The sequence below is a fragment of the Vibrio sp. St2 genome (genome assembly GCF_947311885.1).
Classification (GTDB): Bacteria; Pseudomonadota; Gammaproteobacteria; order Enterobacterales; family Vibrionaceae; genus Vibrio; species Vibrio coralliilyticus.
On the sequence record NZ_CAMZNA010000002.1, the window covers coordinates 903,246 to 920,038 of the forward strand.

General features: G+C 44.1%; 11 protein-coding genes. 8 read left to right on the plus strand and 3 right to left on the minus strand.

Translation table 11 applies throughout. The features are described 5' to 3' along the window. Positions 1-51: 51 nt before the first annotated feature. Together QMA41_RS10590 and QMA41_RS10595 are read right to left on the minus strand one after the other, a co-directional pair. Positions 52-969: a phosphatidylinositol-specific phospholipase C/glycerophosphodiester phosphodiesterase family protein gene (locus tag QMA41_RS10590; protein ID WP_021456167.1), complete on the minus strand. Its 918-nt coding sequence runs from the start codon at positions 967-969 to the stop codon at positions 52-54. Between the two features lie 595 nt (positions 970-1,564). Further along, positions 1,565-3,535: a replication initiator protein RctB domain-containing protein gene (locus QMA41_RS10595; protein ID WP_019277407.1), complete on the minus strand. Its 1,971-nt coding sequence runs from the start codon at positions 3,533-3,535 to the stop codon at positions 1,565-1,567. Positions 3,536-4,786: 1,251 nt separating this feature from the next. On the opposite strand from QMA41_RS10595, the gene QMA41_RS10600 reads away from it, so the two are divergent. From QMA41_RS10600 to QMA41_RS10610, 3 genes are all read left to right on the plus strand, one after another. After that, complete coding sequence (locus QMA41_RS10600) at positions 4,787-6,004, plus strand: ParA family protein (RefSeq protein ID WP_006959900.1); 1,218 nt, start codon at positions 4,787-4,789, stop codon at positions 6,002-6,004. Between the two features lie 7 nt (positions 6,005-6,011). Beyond that, positions 6,012-6,983, plus strand: coding sequence for a ParB/RepB/Spo0J family partition protein (locus tag QMA41_RS10605; RefSeq protein ID WP_281629608.1), 972 nt, complete (start codon positions 6,012-6,014; stop codon positions 6,981-6,983). Between the two features lie 108 nt (positions 6,984-7,091). Then, on the plus strand, positions 7,092-9,080 hold the full coding sequence (locus tag QMA41_RS10610; protein ID WP_281629609.1) for a GNAT family N-acetyltransferase: 1,989 nt from the start codon (positions 7,092-7,094) through the stop codon (positions 9,078-9,080). Positions 9,081-9,192: 112 nt separating this feature from the next. On the opposite strand, the gene QMA41_RS10615 is transcribed toward QMA41_RS10610, so the two are convergent. Further along, positions 9,193-12,402 carry a methyl-accepting chemotaxis protein gene (locus QMA41_RS10615; protein ID WP_165579816.1) on the minus strand — a complete coding sequence of 1,070 codons (3,210 nt, stop codon included), beginning with the start codon at positions 12,400-12,402 and terminating at the stop codon, positions 9,193-9,195. A gap of 500 nt (positions 12,403-12,902) precedes the next feature. Here QMA41_RS10615 and QMA41_RS10620 point away from each other — a divergent pair, with 500 nt between their 5' ends. Genes QMA41_RS10620 through QMA41_RS10640 form a run of 5 tightly spaced genes read left to right on the plus strand, consistent with a single transcriptional unit; the run spans position 12,903 to position 16,727 of the window. After that, on the plus strand, positions 12,903-13,196 hold the full coding sequence (locus tag QMA41_RS10620) for an STAS domain-containing protein (protein WP_006959908.1): 294 nt from the start codon (positions 12,903-12,905) through the stop codon (positions 13,194-13,196). Beyond that, a complete protein-coding gene (locus QMA41_RS10625; protein ID WP_006959910.1) occupies positions 13,189-13,548 on the plus strand; it encodes a response regulator in 360 nt (119 codons plus the stop codon). The genes QMA41_RS10620 and QMA41_RS10625 overlap by 8 nt, the downstream gene beginning before the upstream one ends. Positions 13,549-13,593: 45 nt before the next feature. Then, positions 13,594-15,699 carry a chemotaxis protein CheA gene (locus QMA41_RS10630; protein WP_281629610.1) on the plus strand — a complete coding sequence of 702 codons (2,106 nt, stop codon included), beginning with the start codon at positions 13,594-13,596 and terminating at the stop codon, positions 15,697-15,699. A 9-nt stretch (positions 15,700-15,708) separates the two neighbouring features. Continuing rightward, on the plus strand, positions 15,709-16,260 hold the full coding sequence (locus QMA41_RS10635) for a chemotaxis protein CheW (RefSeq protein ID WP_080569006.1): 552 nt from the start codon (positions 15,709-15,711) through the stop codon (positions 16,258-16,260). After that, complete coding sequence (locus tag QMA41_RS10640) at positions 16,257-16,727, plus strand: chemotaxis protein CheW (RefSeq protein WP_281629611.1); 471 nt, start codon at positions 16,257-16,259, stop codon at positions 16,725-16,727. The genes QMA41_RS10635 and QMA41_RS10640 overlap by 4 nt, the downstream gene beginning before the upstream one ends. Positions 16,728-16,793: the final 66 nt, after the last annotated feature.

Below are 16,793 nucleotides of genomic sequence, written 5' to 3' on the forward strand. Positions count from 1 at the left end.
GAAAATGGCAGCGACAAGGCTGCCATTTACCTTGAAAACAACAGCACTACATTAGTACATGGATTGCCAGTCTGGGTGATCGAGCCAGTTAAGCCCTGGCATATCTGGGTGAGGATCATGGCGCAATAGCCAGTCGTGTAGGGTCTGTTGTAAATCTGTATTGATGTAGTCCACGTTTGCTTTCGTCAGCTCGCCCCAAATTTTGTTATGGGTTTCAGGATCCCCTTCTGGGGTTGCCCAGAAACGAATCTTCTGCATATTACTATGCGCAGTCGTCACAATCCGTTCGAGTTCCACCAGTGCAGCATCAGGCCACTCCCCTTCCCCATTGAAATCACCAAACTGTTCTTGATCAAAGTAATCAAAATTGTTGCTAATCAATGGCATTAGAGTAGGTGAATAGCCCTTATCAAGATCGCTCAGTCGCCCATCAACAAACGAATAACGGGTTTGCTGTTGATCCATCAACTCGATCGGACGATTGCCGGAGATGATCGCAGTAACTGGGCCTTGATACACTTTGCCATCTTGATAGCGGCTGAATACATCCGGATACTTTGCAAGTACCTCTTCCACAGCCTGCCAAGTCAGAACATCCTGAGTCTTGATATCAATCAGCAGGACTGCGGTGTAGTTCCAACCATCATACATTTGATTCTGGTTATTTCTGACGTGTTCAACTATCGGCTGAACATAAAGCTCGTCAAATTTCCACTCGTGAACAAGGTCGTCGTCATCATGGGCAATCAGAACCTCCTCATAACCTTCTTCATAGTAAACATCGGCTTCAAAACTCCCAAAACCCAACTCTGCCGCGCCATAAAAAGGCTCATCTCGATAGTAATCATTATGAGAGTGAGAACGAACTGTCTCCACGGTATCGGTTTCAGTCTCTGTTTCATTACAGGCACTCAACACTAAGCAGCTGAGTACGATAAGTACTACTTGTATAGGCTTCCCAAATTTCATCATTTTTCCCGATTATTCAATAAACAAACTGAATCACTGCATTGGCAGTGCGAGGGACATCATTTGAGCAATAAGTGACACTTCCATTAACGAAAAATGACCATGTGCTAATTAATATGAATGAGTTAAAAGGTGGAATAAGAATCTGATTTAGATAATAAAATTACATTCATGCTACTGATTTTATGGCTGGGATAGCGAAACTCAGTAGACACCAAACAGATACAGGGAGATCGCTTAGAGGCGAAAGCATGATCAAGGATGTCTCTTGATCATGCTTTCGATCAAAGAAGAATTTCAGGCAAAAAAAAGCGAGTTCATAAGAACTCGCAAAATATTCAGAATGAATGTAACAATATGAGCCAATCTATCAGGGATAATCCAAATCCCTCATTCATCAGAAAGGACAAAAGGTTGTCTATTCGGGATAAATATTATCCAACTCCACTGCAACCAATGTCAGTTCATTGTCAGGGGAATGTAGTAGATATGTCTATTCACCACAGGTATGTAACAGCCTGTATCAAGCAGTAAACAGATATAAAAAAGCCAGCAAGAGTTTGCTGGCTGATAGAAAACGCGGGCTATTCTTCACTTATACCGCCACTTCGTCAAGCACCCTGAAGACGGTCTCGTCCAAATGCCCTTCATGCACCTGTTTGCAAACTTTACGTCTTACCGCAAGGCCAGCAATCAGGCGTTCAATGGATAAGTGTTTGTTTTCACTCTGACCATTGTAGAGCTCAATCAACTTACTGAGCGTTTCGTATGGGATGATCTCCTCCCCTACCCTGAGGAAATCGAGCTTCTCTATGAGCTCCTGACACTCTTCTTGGATGGAATTGTGAGAATGCCCGGTCATCGCAGCTAAAGCCGTTATAGAGCGTTCTAGAGCCTCTGGAGAGGTATATTTAGAGAGAGTAATCGTAATTTCATCGGCATTGATCTCAACCAGATGCTTACGCACTTTGACTCGCCGTCCTAATTTGCCCTTAGGAGAGCGCTCTTTACGTTGGATAGGTTCAAACTCACCGTCAATGATCTGTGACATCTCATCCAACTGCTGCTTGGTGACCATCTCGTTACGCAGTGGGTTTGGCAAGGTCGGCGCCATGTTGCGTTTACCCGCATTGGTAGTGCGCGCACGGGAGTAACGTAAGACTTCTTCAGCATCGCACTTAATGTCGAACTGATAGTCTTTGATCTTGCCGTCTTCTTCCAGCGTGGAGATCGTCAGATGATAACCCCAAAGATTGACCTCAAACGGATCTTCATTACCACTGCCTTCGGATAACTTCTTGAGTTCGCGGATCAAATCCATAGAGAATCGGCGCCATTCGATATTGCGCGCCAATTTCTGGTTCAACGTGCTAAGTAGCATTACATCAGTATGACGGCGTGACATCCGGCTACGGAAGTAACTGTACAGTTGGAAAACCAATGTATGTTGCTTCAAGATTTCTGGCGGGAACAGGAAGAAATAATCACGGGTTAGCAGCTCTTCATAGAAAGAAGGCTCCCAGACGAGGATATACAGGTTCGGTTTAATACGAATTTCGCCGTCAGCGCCTTCTGTTGGTGCCTCTTCTGATGCGGTAATGGTGCGAGCCAGAAAACGGAAACGATCACTCTTAAAGCCTTCTGGCATGTTCTCACTCAACCAACGGCCCGTCAGCTCATGCAGTTGAAAATCGGTAAACTCAATACGATCAATACTGTCGCGGATCGAATCTCGCGCAGGTCCACTATCCTTCTTACCACGTAATGAAAGAATGTCTGTAATATATAATGGCGTCTTATTGGGAGTTTGCTTGGCATCCAATTGATATTGGTGCTGGTGGTGATCATGGTACTGAACGGTAAGCGTGAACAACGCAAACAACGTCATCAGATCGTCCACCGTCATAATGTTTTTCGACGATCGTGTTTCGATCACTGCCTTAGTGCCAGAGATCGAAACCATGCTTTTCTGGTATTGCTTACGGGTGCGCGGTGGAGCCAATGCTTGATCAATGATACCCGCCCAATTGGTTGGTGACACAACAAACTGATCCGCTTCATCTTTCATTGCAGGTGGCGTATTAAGGCCATGTTCATTCAGCAGACGCTTATTCACATGAGTTTGTGCTAATGCCTTAGAGCGTTTCTGTTTTTCGCTCTGTTTGACGGATTCCGTCATCAGGCTGGTGGCGCCTAATGCAGTGATCAATTGGTTAGGATTTACGAAACGGTGCAGCATGGTTTTGCCGGCAAGACCTTCTTCAAAACGAACCGGGATCTGTTGGAACAAACCGATATTTACTGCAGCTCGCAGACGTTGCTGAATGGCAGCCCGAGTCAATTGACCATCAGTGGCATCAATCAACTCTGTGGTAGAGACTAGTCCATCTTTGCTACTGAAGCCTTGTAAAGAAATAAGATTCAGAAGTTCAACTATGCTTTTAGTGACGCCTTTGAAGTGCTGATATTGCTCAATCCAATTCACTGCTGCTTCGGACACCTCAAACATATGTCCGTCTTTATGGCTTCTTGGAGCCTTAATCAGTACTTTTTCTTCTGAACTCATTTATTATGATCCGTATCACACTAGCCGTAATATCGCTATGGTTCCGAAAGAATAAAGAAAAACAGATCATAAATAAAGAAAAAACTTGTTGTTTTAAATAACTGATCTTTCTGATTAAAGTGATCTTAAATGATTATATGATCTAATGATCTGGCAAAGAGTTTTCTTGTAAGTTTATGTTATTAATGATCTTTTTTTATCCACTGCTGAAAGCATGATCATGAATACTTCGAAACTATGATCATCAAATGACTGAAAGCATGATCAAACCTTTTCAGAACGATGATCATTAATGTTACGAATGCATGATCAATATCGAACCCGAAGCATGATCATCATAGACTCACAATTTATCCACAGAGCGAAACGAACACAACCGAAATGGATACTTCATTTGATGGGGAATTTGAGTGTAGAACACGAAAGAATGATCAAGGATAGCCTGTGTGAGCATGTGAATTGATGTTTTCTTCACCAATCTGAAATCCATCTGACATACATTACTCATTTTACAGGGAGTAAATCTCACTAACATCGATATCGAAAGCATGATCAAGAAAATCGAGTCATGTAAGGTTCTTCTCTCTTCGTTACTCGATTTAACGTGAGATACCAGTACATACAGCGACATCTCTTAGTTCATCTGCATTCCGCCGTAATTCGGATTGAAATTATCATGCTTCCGAGCGTTATCATTACTTGATCATTGATCCGAATAAGGATCATTAAAACTGAAGGTATTTAACTGCCTCAAACACATCGAATTTTCCTTGATCATGCTTCCTATAAGCTATTTTATGCCTGAAAGCATGATCACCGTAATTGCCTTGATCATTGTTTCGGAAAGTCGCGAACATGAGGAGTTGTTGCGTTTACTCTCTATGAGATTAAGTTCATTGAATTAGGAAGGACTAGCAAGCCAATATGGTGCTCGTCTAGAGTCGAAATTACACAGGCCGTAAAATGTGAGCATATAACAATCGTTCCGGGAAATTTTTCTCTTTTTCATCGATTTTTTATTTACAATGTAAATAAGTGATGCTGTAACACTTTAAATGTAGTCGAATATCAAAGGTCTTTTACACATCTAAAATGGTCAATTTTTGACAGGTTTTGTTGTGTATTCATTAAATCGATTGAAAACTCTCTTATTAATGTGATTTTAATCTATAAATGTCTGTTCACCTTTTTGTTGTTATTGATTGATTATGCTGTACAATTATCAACAGACACTAATAACGGAATTTGGCAATGAAAAGAGAACAGACAATTGATAGTCTCATTCAACTCGCTGAACAAACTGCACAGGTTCAGGCTGACCGAATAGAGATCGTTTTGGAAGAGCGCAGCGATGAGCATTTCCCGCCTATGTCGAAAGCACTGATGGAAACTCGCTCAGGTCTGACTCGTCGTAAATTGGATGATGCGATCAGTAAACTTGAGGAATCCGGTCATCAGTTTACGAAGAATAATGCGAATCACTATTCTATTTCACTGCAAGAAGCTCACATGTTGATGGACGCGGCTGGCGTTGCGAAATTCCATGAGCGTAAGAAAAACAATGACAATAAACCGTGGATTATCAATGTACAGAACCAGAAGGGTGGTACAGGTAAATCCATGACGGCTGTGCACCTTGCGGCGTGTTTAGCATTGAACTTAGACAAGCGTTACCGTATTTGTCTGATTGACTTGGATCCACAAGGTTCATTGCGTTTATTCCTTAATCCACAAATTAGCCTGACTGACCACGATAACATTTACTCAGCTGTGGATGTGATGCTCGACAACGTGCCTGAAGGTGTCGAAGTCGACAAAGAATTTCTGCATAAAAATGTGTTGCTTCCTACTCAGTACCCGAACCTGAAAACCGTATCGGCGTTCCCGGAAGACGCGATGTTTAACGCAGAAGCGTGGCAAAATCTATCACAGAATCAATCTCTCGATATCGTAAAACTATTGAAGGAAAAGCTGATTGATCAAATCGCCGATGATTTCGATATCATCATGATTGATACTGGTCCACACGTTGATCCACTCGTGTGGAATGCGATGTATGCATCTAACGCACTGCTTATCCCTTGTGCCGCTAAGCGTCTAGACTGGGCATCTACGGTAAACTTCTTCCAGCATCTCCCGACAGTATACGAGATGTTCCCAGAAGACTGGCAGGGGCTTGAGTTTGTTCGTTTGATGCCAACGATGTTTGAAGATGATAACAAGAAGCAAGTGGCCGTTCTAACAGAGATGAACTACCTGTTAGGCGATCAAGTGACGATGGCCACTATTCCACGTAGCCGTGCTTTTGAAACCTGTGCCGATACCTACAGTACTGTATTTGACCTGACAACTGGCGATTTTGAAGGTGGTAAAAAGACGTTGGCGACAGCGCAAGATGCTGTTCAAAAGAGTGCGTTAGAGCTTGAACGAGTTCTGCATAGCAACTGGTCATCACTAAATCAGGGGTAATTAGACAATGGCAATTAAAACTTCAGATTTAAACGCAAGATTGTTTGGTAAAGCGAATAAGCGCCATGTAGCAACGCCTCAGGAAGCGCAAAAAGCGGCTAAAGAGCAAGCGCAGGTGATTGAACTGGCGGTTGCAGGCGAGGAGATGGTTACGTTTGAGCTGGTACGCATTTCGGCCAGCGATATAGCGGAGCAGACGGTTGTATTTGCAGAAAATGCCCGTGAGCAATCTTTCCTAAATGAACATGCGTTGTCCGATGTTCTGGCAACATTAAAAGAACGTGGACAGCAATACCCAGCCGTTGGCCGTAAGCGCGAAGACGGTAAGATTGAAGTCCTTGACGGTAGCCGCCGTCGTATGTCTTGTATCTTGGCCGAAAAAGATTTCCTCATCTACGTTGCTGAAAACATCAATGGTGAGCATGCAAAATTCTTGTCCGATGTGGCGAATGCCCACAAGCCTTTGTCTTTATATGAAAAAGGCAAAGAGATGCAGGCGAAGCTGGAAAGCGGTGAGGCTGAGGATCAGAAAGCATTAGCCAAGATGTTCCAATGCAGTGAAGCCTTGGTGAGTGGCGCATTGAAAGCCGCCGATCTACCGTTAACGCTTCTTCAGGCCTACCCAAATGTTGCTGATTTAGGGCGTCCGACGATTGTGAAGCTTCACAAGCAATTCAATGAACTTAGTGAAGCAAACCGTGGCAAGCTTTTAGATAAGTGTCAGTCAACGGACGGTTTTGTTTGGCAACGCAGTCAAGCTCAGGGCGTTGCACGTATTACGAAAGAAGTTTCTGAAACCCTTGAACAGTGGATTGAAGAGCTTGCGCCAAGTAAACGTTCAGCCAGCCGAAAAATAGAGTTAGTTAAAGGGCGCGCCAGTTACAGTCGCAAAGGCGCAGACTTAGCAATTAATCTGAAAAAAGTGGATGATGCACTGATGCAAGAGATTCTCGACTTTGTATCGACTAAACTCAAATAGCGTTATTGTTACCTGACAGAAAGCCGCACTTTGCGGCTTTTTTTCTACCTCTCATTTACGCGTCTTAGTTGTTATAATTCGCTTATTCTCGGAACTTTGACAACGGCCATGCACAATTATTTTTCTCAACTTATTCAATCCGCCAATAACGCGAATCACAGATTTGGAGTGGTGCTGAAAGGCAGTGTTGACTGGCAGTCTAATACGTTGTCAGCCCTTAAAGAGTTGTTTTCAAATTCTGCTATTTATCAGCTGGGTGGGAAAAGTGACGATGATAATGTACATCTGGTTACGTTTAAGCAAGGGCAGAGGTTACTAGGGCAAGAGTGTGGCCTTCTCATTTGCGATTTTTCCGATGGATTTGACGCTAATTCCTTTAGTGCCGCATTGGGCTGCGTAACCGGTGGTGGCTTGGTTGTAATAATACCAGCTGATTCCGATTCTCTTTCGTTGTCAGAACAATGGTTCAATGCTGCTTTAGGTTCGCTGATTCAGGTTGAGCAGGTTAAGCCTTTGCCTGAACTGCCTCAAGTTGATAGCGCCAGCGCTGAACCTTTAGCACAGCAGAAAATCGCGGTTGAAAAAATACGAAAAGTGGTTGAGGGGCATCGCAAACGTCCTTTGGTAATGAGCGCTGACCGTGGTAGAGGGAAGAGCAGTGCTTTGGGGATTGCTGCCGCTGAATTGATGGAAGCGCGTAACCTTCATATTGTAGTGACTGCTCCGAGTCTTGCGACAGTGGCTCCTGTGTTTGAACATGCTCACCGATTGCTGCCAGAGGCGGTCATCAAAAAAGGCGCCATTCAGTTGGGTCAATCGACACTGACGTTTATTGCGCCTGATGCACTACTTCGAATGCCTCCTGAATGCGATTTGCTATTGGTTGATGAAGCGTCCGCAATTCCAATTCCAATGTTGCAGAAAATGGTCGAGCGCCACCACCGTTGTGTGTTTTCGACAACGATTCATGGCTATGAGGGGTGCGGACGCGGTTTCACGCTCAAGTTTCAGACTTGGCTCAGACAGCAAAGACCTGGTGCGGTGTTTTATCACTTGGATCAGCCGATTCGCTGGAATGAGAATGACCCTGTTGAACGTTGGCTGTTTGAGACTTTTTTGCTTAATGCTGAATTGGAGACGCCACCTCTCACTGTTTTACCGCCAATTAAATTGGAGCTAATCGATAAGCAACAACTTGTGGTTCAGCCTGATTTACTGCGATCTTGTTTTGCGTTACTGGTAAACGCTCACTATCAAACATCACCAAATGATTTAATGCTGTTGCTCGAAGATGATGCGATCCAGCTTTATGCGGCATTCTCAGAACAATATTGCTTAGGTTGTATGTTAACGATTAAAGAGGGTGAGTTAGAAGAGCCTTTAATTAAATCGATACAACAAGGACAAAGAAGGCCAAGAGGGCACTTGGTACCAGTGATGCTAGCCAATCACCTTGGTTTAACCCAAGCTGCCAGCCAGGCAAGCCTCAGATTGATGAGAATTGCTACACACCCTGACTATCAGCAGCAAGGGGTTGGCTCTGCCATGTTAGAACAGTTGACGCAGCGGTTAGGGAGTCAGTTTATGTCCACCAGCTTTGGGGCGACTAGTGAGTTAATTCGCTTCTGGCGTAAGAATGGTTTTGTTCCTGTTAAGTTAGGTGTGCAAAGAGATCAAGCGAGTGGCTGCCATTCAGTGGTCATGGTCAAAGGGTGTTTCGATTGGATTTCGGTGGCCGAGCAGCATTTTCATCAGTCTATGCGTTATCTTCTCGGTGATGCATTCGCTGATATTGAAACTGACATTGTACGTAATCTATTGCGTAAGGAAGATGCTTCCGAAGTGGAATGTGAGTTTCAAGCGCTTGTTAGAAACTATTGTCTGGGCGGGGCAGGGTTCGAAAGTGTGGCTCCATTTATCGCTAACTGGTTGCAGTCCTCGAACAAAGCACTAATAGGTTGCTCATCTCTTGTGATCCGTAAGGTGTTGCAGCAACGCAGTTGGCAAGTGTGTAGTGAAGAGTTCGGTTTTACTGGGAGAAAGCAAACCGAGCAGCAATTGAGATCAGATATACAGGTCTTGTTGGATATCGTATGAAAACGCCCCAATTTACACTGTAAAAGGGACCGATTTCAGGCTTTACCCTACTAGAACAGCGTATAAAAAAGAGGAGAATATATCTCCTCTTTTTTTATTTAAGTGTTTCTTCTTAGTACGAATAGTTACTCACCTTGAGCACAGTTTGAGCCTCTGTTCGGCTCGATGGTGATGGAGAAATATCTTCAATTTTGAAACTGGACAGCAGTTGGATAACACTGTTGACTTGTTCTTCCATTGACGTACTGTTTGCGGAAGCTTCTTCTACCAATGCCGCATTTTGCTGAGTCATATCATCCATGTCTTTAATGGCCTCATTGACCTTAGAGATTCGATTGCTTTGAGTTGAAGAGCCCGCTGAAATCTCAGCAATCATGGACGTTACTTTTTCTACCGAGGAAACGAGATCTTTGAGTGTCGAACCAGATTCATTAACCAGCTCCGTACCTTCTTCCACTTTAGATACACTGTCTCGAATCAATTCTTTGATCTCTTTGGCTGCTTGAGCTGAGCGCTGAGCTAGATTGCGTACTTCTCCTGCGACGACGGCAAACCCTCGTCCTTGTTCACCAGCCCGTGCAGCCTCTACGGCAGCGTTCAGTGCCAGTAAGTTAGTTTGGAAGGCGATTTCATCAATGACACCGATAATGTCTGAAATCCGCTTACTGGAACTGTTGATTTCTGCCATGCTTACTACCGCTCGCTCAACAACTTCTCCACCACGTTGTGCTTTGACTTGCGCATCTCGTGCTAAGTCAGTTGCCAAACTGGCGTTGTCGGCATTTTGTTTTACCGACTCAGTCATATCAGACATCGACGCAGAGGTCCGTTCTAATGACGCGGCTTGGTCTTCGGTTCGGTGGCTCAAGTTAACAACACCGCTTGATAGTTCGCTCACCGAGTTGTTGACGATACCGGCTGATTGGCTAATGTTTTTAATCAGTTCTAGCAAGTTTTCAATACTGGTATTCACGGCTTCCTTCAATACAGCAAAATCGCCTTGGTAAGTACCTTTCACTGTGCTTGTTAGGTCGCCATCTGCTAAGCGAGCGAGAACTTCTTTGCATTCATTCGTCGGTTCAACCATGGCATCCAATGTTTGGTTCATTCCTTCAACAATTTGCTTGAAGTCACCTTGATGGCGTGAGGTGTCTGCCCGGTTATCTAGCCTTCCTTCAACCGCGGCAATCGCTAATGCGTTGGCGTCATCGATAAGCTGTTTAATAGCGGCAATACATGTATTGAGGTTGTTTTTGAGTAGGTTAAAGTCACCATTGTAGTGTTCTTCAATAGGTGAGGGTACTTGACCTTTCGCTATTTGATCGACGCAATTAGCTGCCACCGTGAGCGGTGTGACAACCGCATCTAGCGTGCTGTTGACCCCTTTGATGATGGTTCTGAAATCACCTTGATGCTGAGTTTCATCGGCTCTTGCTGATAGCTGACCTGCGATTGCTGCATCTGCTAGGTTGTTGGCATCCTTGACCAACAGGTTGATGGCTGAAATACAGGTGTTTAAGTTATCTTTCAGTTTGTTGAAGTCGCCGCGGTACTCATCGGTGATTGATTCGGGGATCTGGCCTAGGGATATTTTCGCCACGCAATCTGCAGCGATCGTTAATGGTCCGACGATGGCGTCGAGAAGCTCGTTAATACCATCGCCAAGATCGTGCATAAAGCCACTCAGGCGAGTGGTATCTAAACGAGTGCTGAGTTGGCCTGATGCAGCTGCACGTATGACATTCTCAACTTGCAGCTCTGCATCACGTTGCTCCGTTAAATCATCCCACTCAATGACGGTTCCTAGGCGAATTCCATTTTCGCCCATTACCGGATTCGCAATGACTTTGTAGATTCGCTTGTCGATGTTGATCTCTACAGCCACAGTTTTATCTATTGATTGAAGAATGCGTTGGTATTCAGTTGTGTGACTGAATAGACCAATGTTTCTACCTAGTAACCTTTCAGGGTCAAAACCTTTAATGGCATTGCTGAAACTTGATACATTTCGAGCAAATTCTTGATGCATCGCGTGATTCAGGTAAATGAGATCGTTGTTGTTATCCGCTACCATCACACTTGCGGATACTTGATCAAGGGCCTGACGAATACGGCTATTTTCTTCTGCTTGTACTCGCTCCTGTTCCATTCTCTTTTCAAGGTCACGTTGCGCTTGGAGAAGATTTTCCTGCATGGTTGAGAGGGCTTTGAGCAGCATACCTGATTCATCATTCGAGCTGGCATTAATTTGATTGTTCAGTTTCCCTGAAGCGATAGAGTTGGCTATTTGTACAGCAGCTGTAATCGGTACGGTAATACCTTTTTGCACTACATAAACGACAAGTGCTGTCAATAACAGTGCGGCTACCATTAAAATGATATCTCTTGTGAGTTCGGAACTCGCTTTATCCGCATAAGCTTGTGTTAGGGTGATGAGATCATTTGCCAGTTTATCTTCTACTTGCTTGAGCAGATTGATTTTTGCTGTTTGCGCTTTGAACCACTCTGCCGGGTCAACACCAAAGCCACCAATCATAGCGTATTCAATAGCTATCTCACGAAAAGAGGCCGTTTCTTCCATGATCGGCCCAGTCATGGTTCCGCGGTATATTTCTAGTTGTGAGGGCGCTGCGAGGGTTTTGAATACACTAGTGTAATTGGTCTGAGCGGATACAAGATTTTGGAAGCGTTCATACTGACGCCCTTGGAACTCATCATTAGCAAATACCCCCATTAACAATGCACGTTCAATACCTGCTCGTTCTTTACTTTGCAAAAAGTTTGCATAAGCTGCGGCCATAGAGCTGAGCTCTCCACTTGAACTGGCTTTAGAAAGATGAACAATGTCACCCAAGAACTGGGCATTCATATCTGTATAGAATCCAATTGCCTGGCTTTTAGGTATCTCAAGGGCGTCTATTTCTGTCCGCTTCGAATCCAATTCATTCAGTACAGAGAGGGAATGATCCAACTGCTTCTCAAAGGCTGAGCCATAGATAGAAGGATCAAAACTTTGCATGAACAACCTGAGCTGATCTCTCTTTGCATCTACGTTTCTGCGTTGATCTTGAACTTCATTTGAGAAGCGTAAGCCGCGGCTGTCCATAAAGCCGGCGGTAATGCCTCGCTCTTTTTGTAACTCATGCACAAGAGCACTAGCTTTAACTGAAAACTCTGACAGCATCAGTATGTTGTTATCTTCTTCAACGAGAGCAACGTTTCTCATCACCTGTGTTTGGGCAAAATAGACTAAACACACAACCGGAATGACGATAATTGCCATTAACTTCCAACGTAGTTTGAGATCAGCAAAAAGGTTCATAGACTCTTTCCTATCATCCGTCCACTTAAGCGCTGATAAGCGGTATTGAGTTAATTAAACTTAATAATGAAATATGAGCGTAGTTTAATATTGATGTTATTGCGTAGCGATGGTGGGGAATACTCTAATGTGGCTCAATAATTGTGATATTCGATAGGGCAAGCAATAGGTTTACAATTTACATTGTAAACTCTGAAGTGCTCCGTAAATGATGTGCTAGATTTCTTGGTTGATAGAACTAACAAAAGGTAGATGTTTTTGATTTGTTTGCAAATATCCCCTTATCTATAAAAAATATATGGAAATTATTTTGTCCTTCATTAACGAACTAACCCTTTAAAAAACAAGGTAATTAACCTTATTTACGCCCTAAATATATGACTTTTAGTTCATAATTTGATTTTGTTAATTTGCTAAATATCTATTCCTTCCTACACTCAAAATTAAGCGAAAAGCTTCCATAACGGCTAGGAAATTATAAGAAAAGTGTAGGTAGAAACATGGAATGTTTACTTCCTGAGTCTCTAGACATTTCTACAGTGCTAGACACAACGACTCATTATCAAGAATGGTTTGCCAATCACGACTCTATTCAGTTAAACGCTAGTTCAGTGGCGAGAGTGGATGCGGCTGGCGTACAACTACTCTCTTCTCTTTTTATTTCCGCAAAGAAGAATCAACGAGAAATTCAATTGCTTAAACCTAGTGATGTTCTACTTGAAGGCATCGATACGCTAGGTTTGCAAGACGTGTTTGAGCTAAAACTAAAGTCGGAGAGTAATCAAAATGACTAAGATTCTTGCAGTAGATGATTCTGTATCCATTCGCCAGATGGTGAGCCACACGTTACGTGATGCTGGCTATGAAGTCGAAACCGCAAATGATGGTCGAGATGCACTCAACAAAGTCGCGAGTAGCAAATTTGATGTGGTCATTTCGGATGTCAATATGCCCAATATGGGAGGGTTTGAGCTAGTTAAGGCGCTGAGAGATAAGCCTCAGTACAAGTTCGTCCCCATTCTCATGCTGACGACTGAAACCAGTACCGAAAAAAAACAACAAGGTAAATCAGCCGGAGCAACGGGATGGCTAGTTAAGCCATTTAACCCAGAAACGCTTCTAAAAACTCTAAAACGCGTTATCTAAATTAAATAATTCATTAACAACGTCATCTGGCAGGGAAAAAAGCTTATGGCTTTAGATATGGAACAATTGCGCAAGATGTTTTACGAAGAGTGTCGTGAAAATCTTGAGGTGTTGGAAGATGTGTTACTTAATCTGGATGTGACTTCTCTTGATGAAGAATCCATTAATACCATCTTTCGTGCTGCTCACTCGATTAAGGGAGGAGCAGCAACATTTAACTTGTTTGATATCAGTGAATTTACCCACTCTGTAGAAGCCTACCTAGATCTGGTCCGTAATAATGAAAAAGAGCTCACTGCAGAGACTGTCGACCTGCTACTTAAAAGTGGTGATTGTATCCAGAGCATGCTGGAAGGGCATGAACAAGGCAGTGAAGTAGACACAGCACTGCAAAAAGAGGTCAGTGCGCAGCTTCATGAGTTACTCGGTGAAGCGTCTGTGGATTCCGAGCCTAATAACGAAGAATTCTCTGAACAAACGACGAATAGTGACGATTCACAACCAGACACTTCTGGTGGTGAAGGTCACTGGCTGGTGACTTTTGAACCCCACCCTGAAATGTTTTTTAGTGGTAATGACCCGCTAAGAATACTCCGTGAGTTAAAAGAGCTTCATGCTTCCTGTCAGATTACGGTTAATACAGAGTCTTTGCCTGAAATTGAAGTGATCGAAGCTGAACTTTGCTATCTCAAATGGCAAGCGAGTCTCGATGCTGAAGTAAAAGAAGAGGAAATCCGAGAGATTTTCGAATGGGTCGAAGATGAATGTGAACTAACGGTCGAGTTTATCTCCGCTATCCCTGCCACAACTACAGCAGCTCCTGAGGAAGTTGAGGAGCCTCAAATTTCCACTACAAAAGCCCCCTCTGCAACCAAAGAAGTCGCGGAACAAGATTCAATTAAAGCCGAACAGAAACCAGCAAAAGTTGCGAAAACAGAGTCAAGTGTCAGCTCTATTAGAGTGGATATCGACAAAGTTGATAGCCTGATCAACTTGGTCGGGGAACTTGTTATTACTCAATCGATGCTTACTGAGATCGGCAATGATTTCACGATTGATAAGCTAGAGAAGCTTAAGGTTGGATTAGCGCAACTGTTGCAAAACAGTAAGGACCTGCAGGAAAACGTTCTGAATATCCGCATGTTACCGATGAGCTTTGCTTTCAGCCGCTTCCCACGTCTGGTCCGTGATCTATCGACTCGTTTAGAGAAGCAGGTTGACTTGCAAATTCAGGGCGAGCAGACAGAGCTTGATAAGACGGTACTGGAGCGCATTGTGGATCCTTTGGTTCACTTAGTCAGAAACGGTATCGACCACGGCATAGAGCAGCCTCAAACACGATTGGAAAGGGGCAAGAAAGAGCAAGGTGTGATCAAGCTGAACGCCTATCACCAAGGTGGTTCTATTGTCATTGAAATTAAAGATGATGGTGCTGGCTTAGATTGCGACAAGCTTTGGAATAAAGCCACTGAAAAAGGTGTTCTCGCGCCAGATGCGCGTCGCGAAGACATGAGCGAAAAGCAGATTATGAATTTGATTTTTGCACCAGGTTTCTCTACTGCAGAAGAAGTTTCTGATATTTCGGGCCGAGGTGTCGGCATGGACGTGGTGAGAAGGAACATCGAAGAGTTGGGTGGTCACATTGAAGTGGAATCGGAGTTGGGAGTCGGAAGCTGTTTTACGATCAGTTTGCCACTGACTCTCGCTATTCTTGATGGCCAGCTGGTAAAAGTCGCTGGCGAGGTGTACGTAATCCCACTGTTGACGATAGTAGAATCGATTCAGATTGACCCCGAATGTATCAAGCTTGCCTCTGGGGGAATTGAATTGTATCGCCTGCGTGAAGAGAACATTCCGATCCTTCGTCTGCAAGAAGAACTGGAGATGGGACAGAGTGGTTCTCTGGATGCTCGTATTCTCTGCTTCGTTGAAGCAGCTGGTAACCGTGTAGGCATTCTATTAGATGAATTGCTCGATCAGCAACAGGTCGTGATTAAGAGCCTAGAATCTAACTACAGCAAAGTTGCTGGCATTTCAGGGGCCACTATTCTCGGAGATGGCTCTGTATCGTTAATTCTCGACATACAGGGGCTGATCACCAACTTCCTCAAACGAGCGTCTGACTCAACGCACAACGGCTTAGCAGCATAAGGGGGCGAGATGGAATCTGCGATGGAAACGGCAACAGAAGTTAACTCTCGTCAGGCGATTGAAGCTCAGGCGCAAGCCGTTCTAGAACAAGTGAGCGAAGAAGGGGTTTCTGAAAGTGCAGACTTCTTAAGTTTTAAGTTGGCGAGCGAATTGTATGGCGTAGAGATAAAAGATGTTGAAGAAATTCGTGTCTGGGAGCGCCCAACACCAATACCACGAGCACCACGATATGTGAAAGGGGTCATTAATCTGCGAGGAATGATTGTTCCTGTGGTGGACTTACGTAGCCGGTTTGAAATTGGTGAATGCGAATACCTGCCAAGCACAGTTGTGATTGTCTTGCGCTTTCAGGCAGAAGAAAGTGAACGCCTAATGGGCTTGGTGGTTGATGCGGTGAGCGATGTCGTTAGCCAAGGGCAAAATGAGCTTTATCCAGGAGTGGGCGAGTCTGCTGTTTCTCCTTATCTTCAAGGGCTGATAAATGTTGGCGAGCAAGTCATGTCATTGCTCGATACTGAAGAGCTTCTCAACATAGAGCGAATTTTGAGGAAAGAGCCATGATCATACCGCAAGAGTTTTTGAGCTTTGTGTTAGGGGATGACGAGTATGGCGTGCCCATTCTCGATGTCCGTGAAGTTCGTGGCTGGAGCTCGGTACGTGAAGTGCCCAACTCTCCAGATTATATGCTGGGTGTACTAGAGATTCGTGGAGAGTATGTCCCGATAGTTGACCTACGTTCTCGATTCGGATTACCCCCAGCGCAGATCGGTGCAACCACGGTGGTGATTGTTCTCAATGATGCCGAGATGCATCCGCTAGGTATCATCGTTGACGGTGTCTCCGAGGTCTATCCGCTAACAGATGAACAAATAAAACCTGCACCGCACGTATCCCACTCAGTTGACCACAGCTATATAAGAGGTATTGCGTCAGTCGAAAATGGTCATCTGATATTAATAAAACTTGAGGCTCTGTTTGATGTATCAGAGCTTGTTGTACCTGACCAGAACGAAGAGAGTTGGGCTTAAAACACGTCAAACGAAGCAACCAGTGAGAGGTGACTCATGGCATTTTGGAATCGGAAACCACAGCCT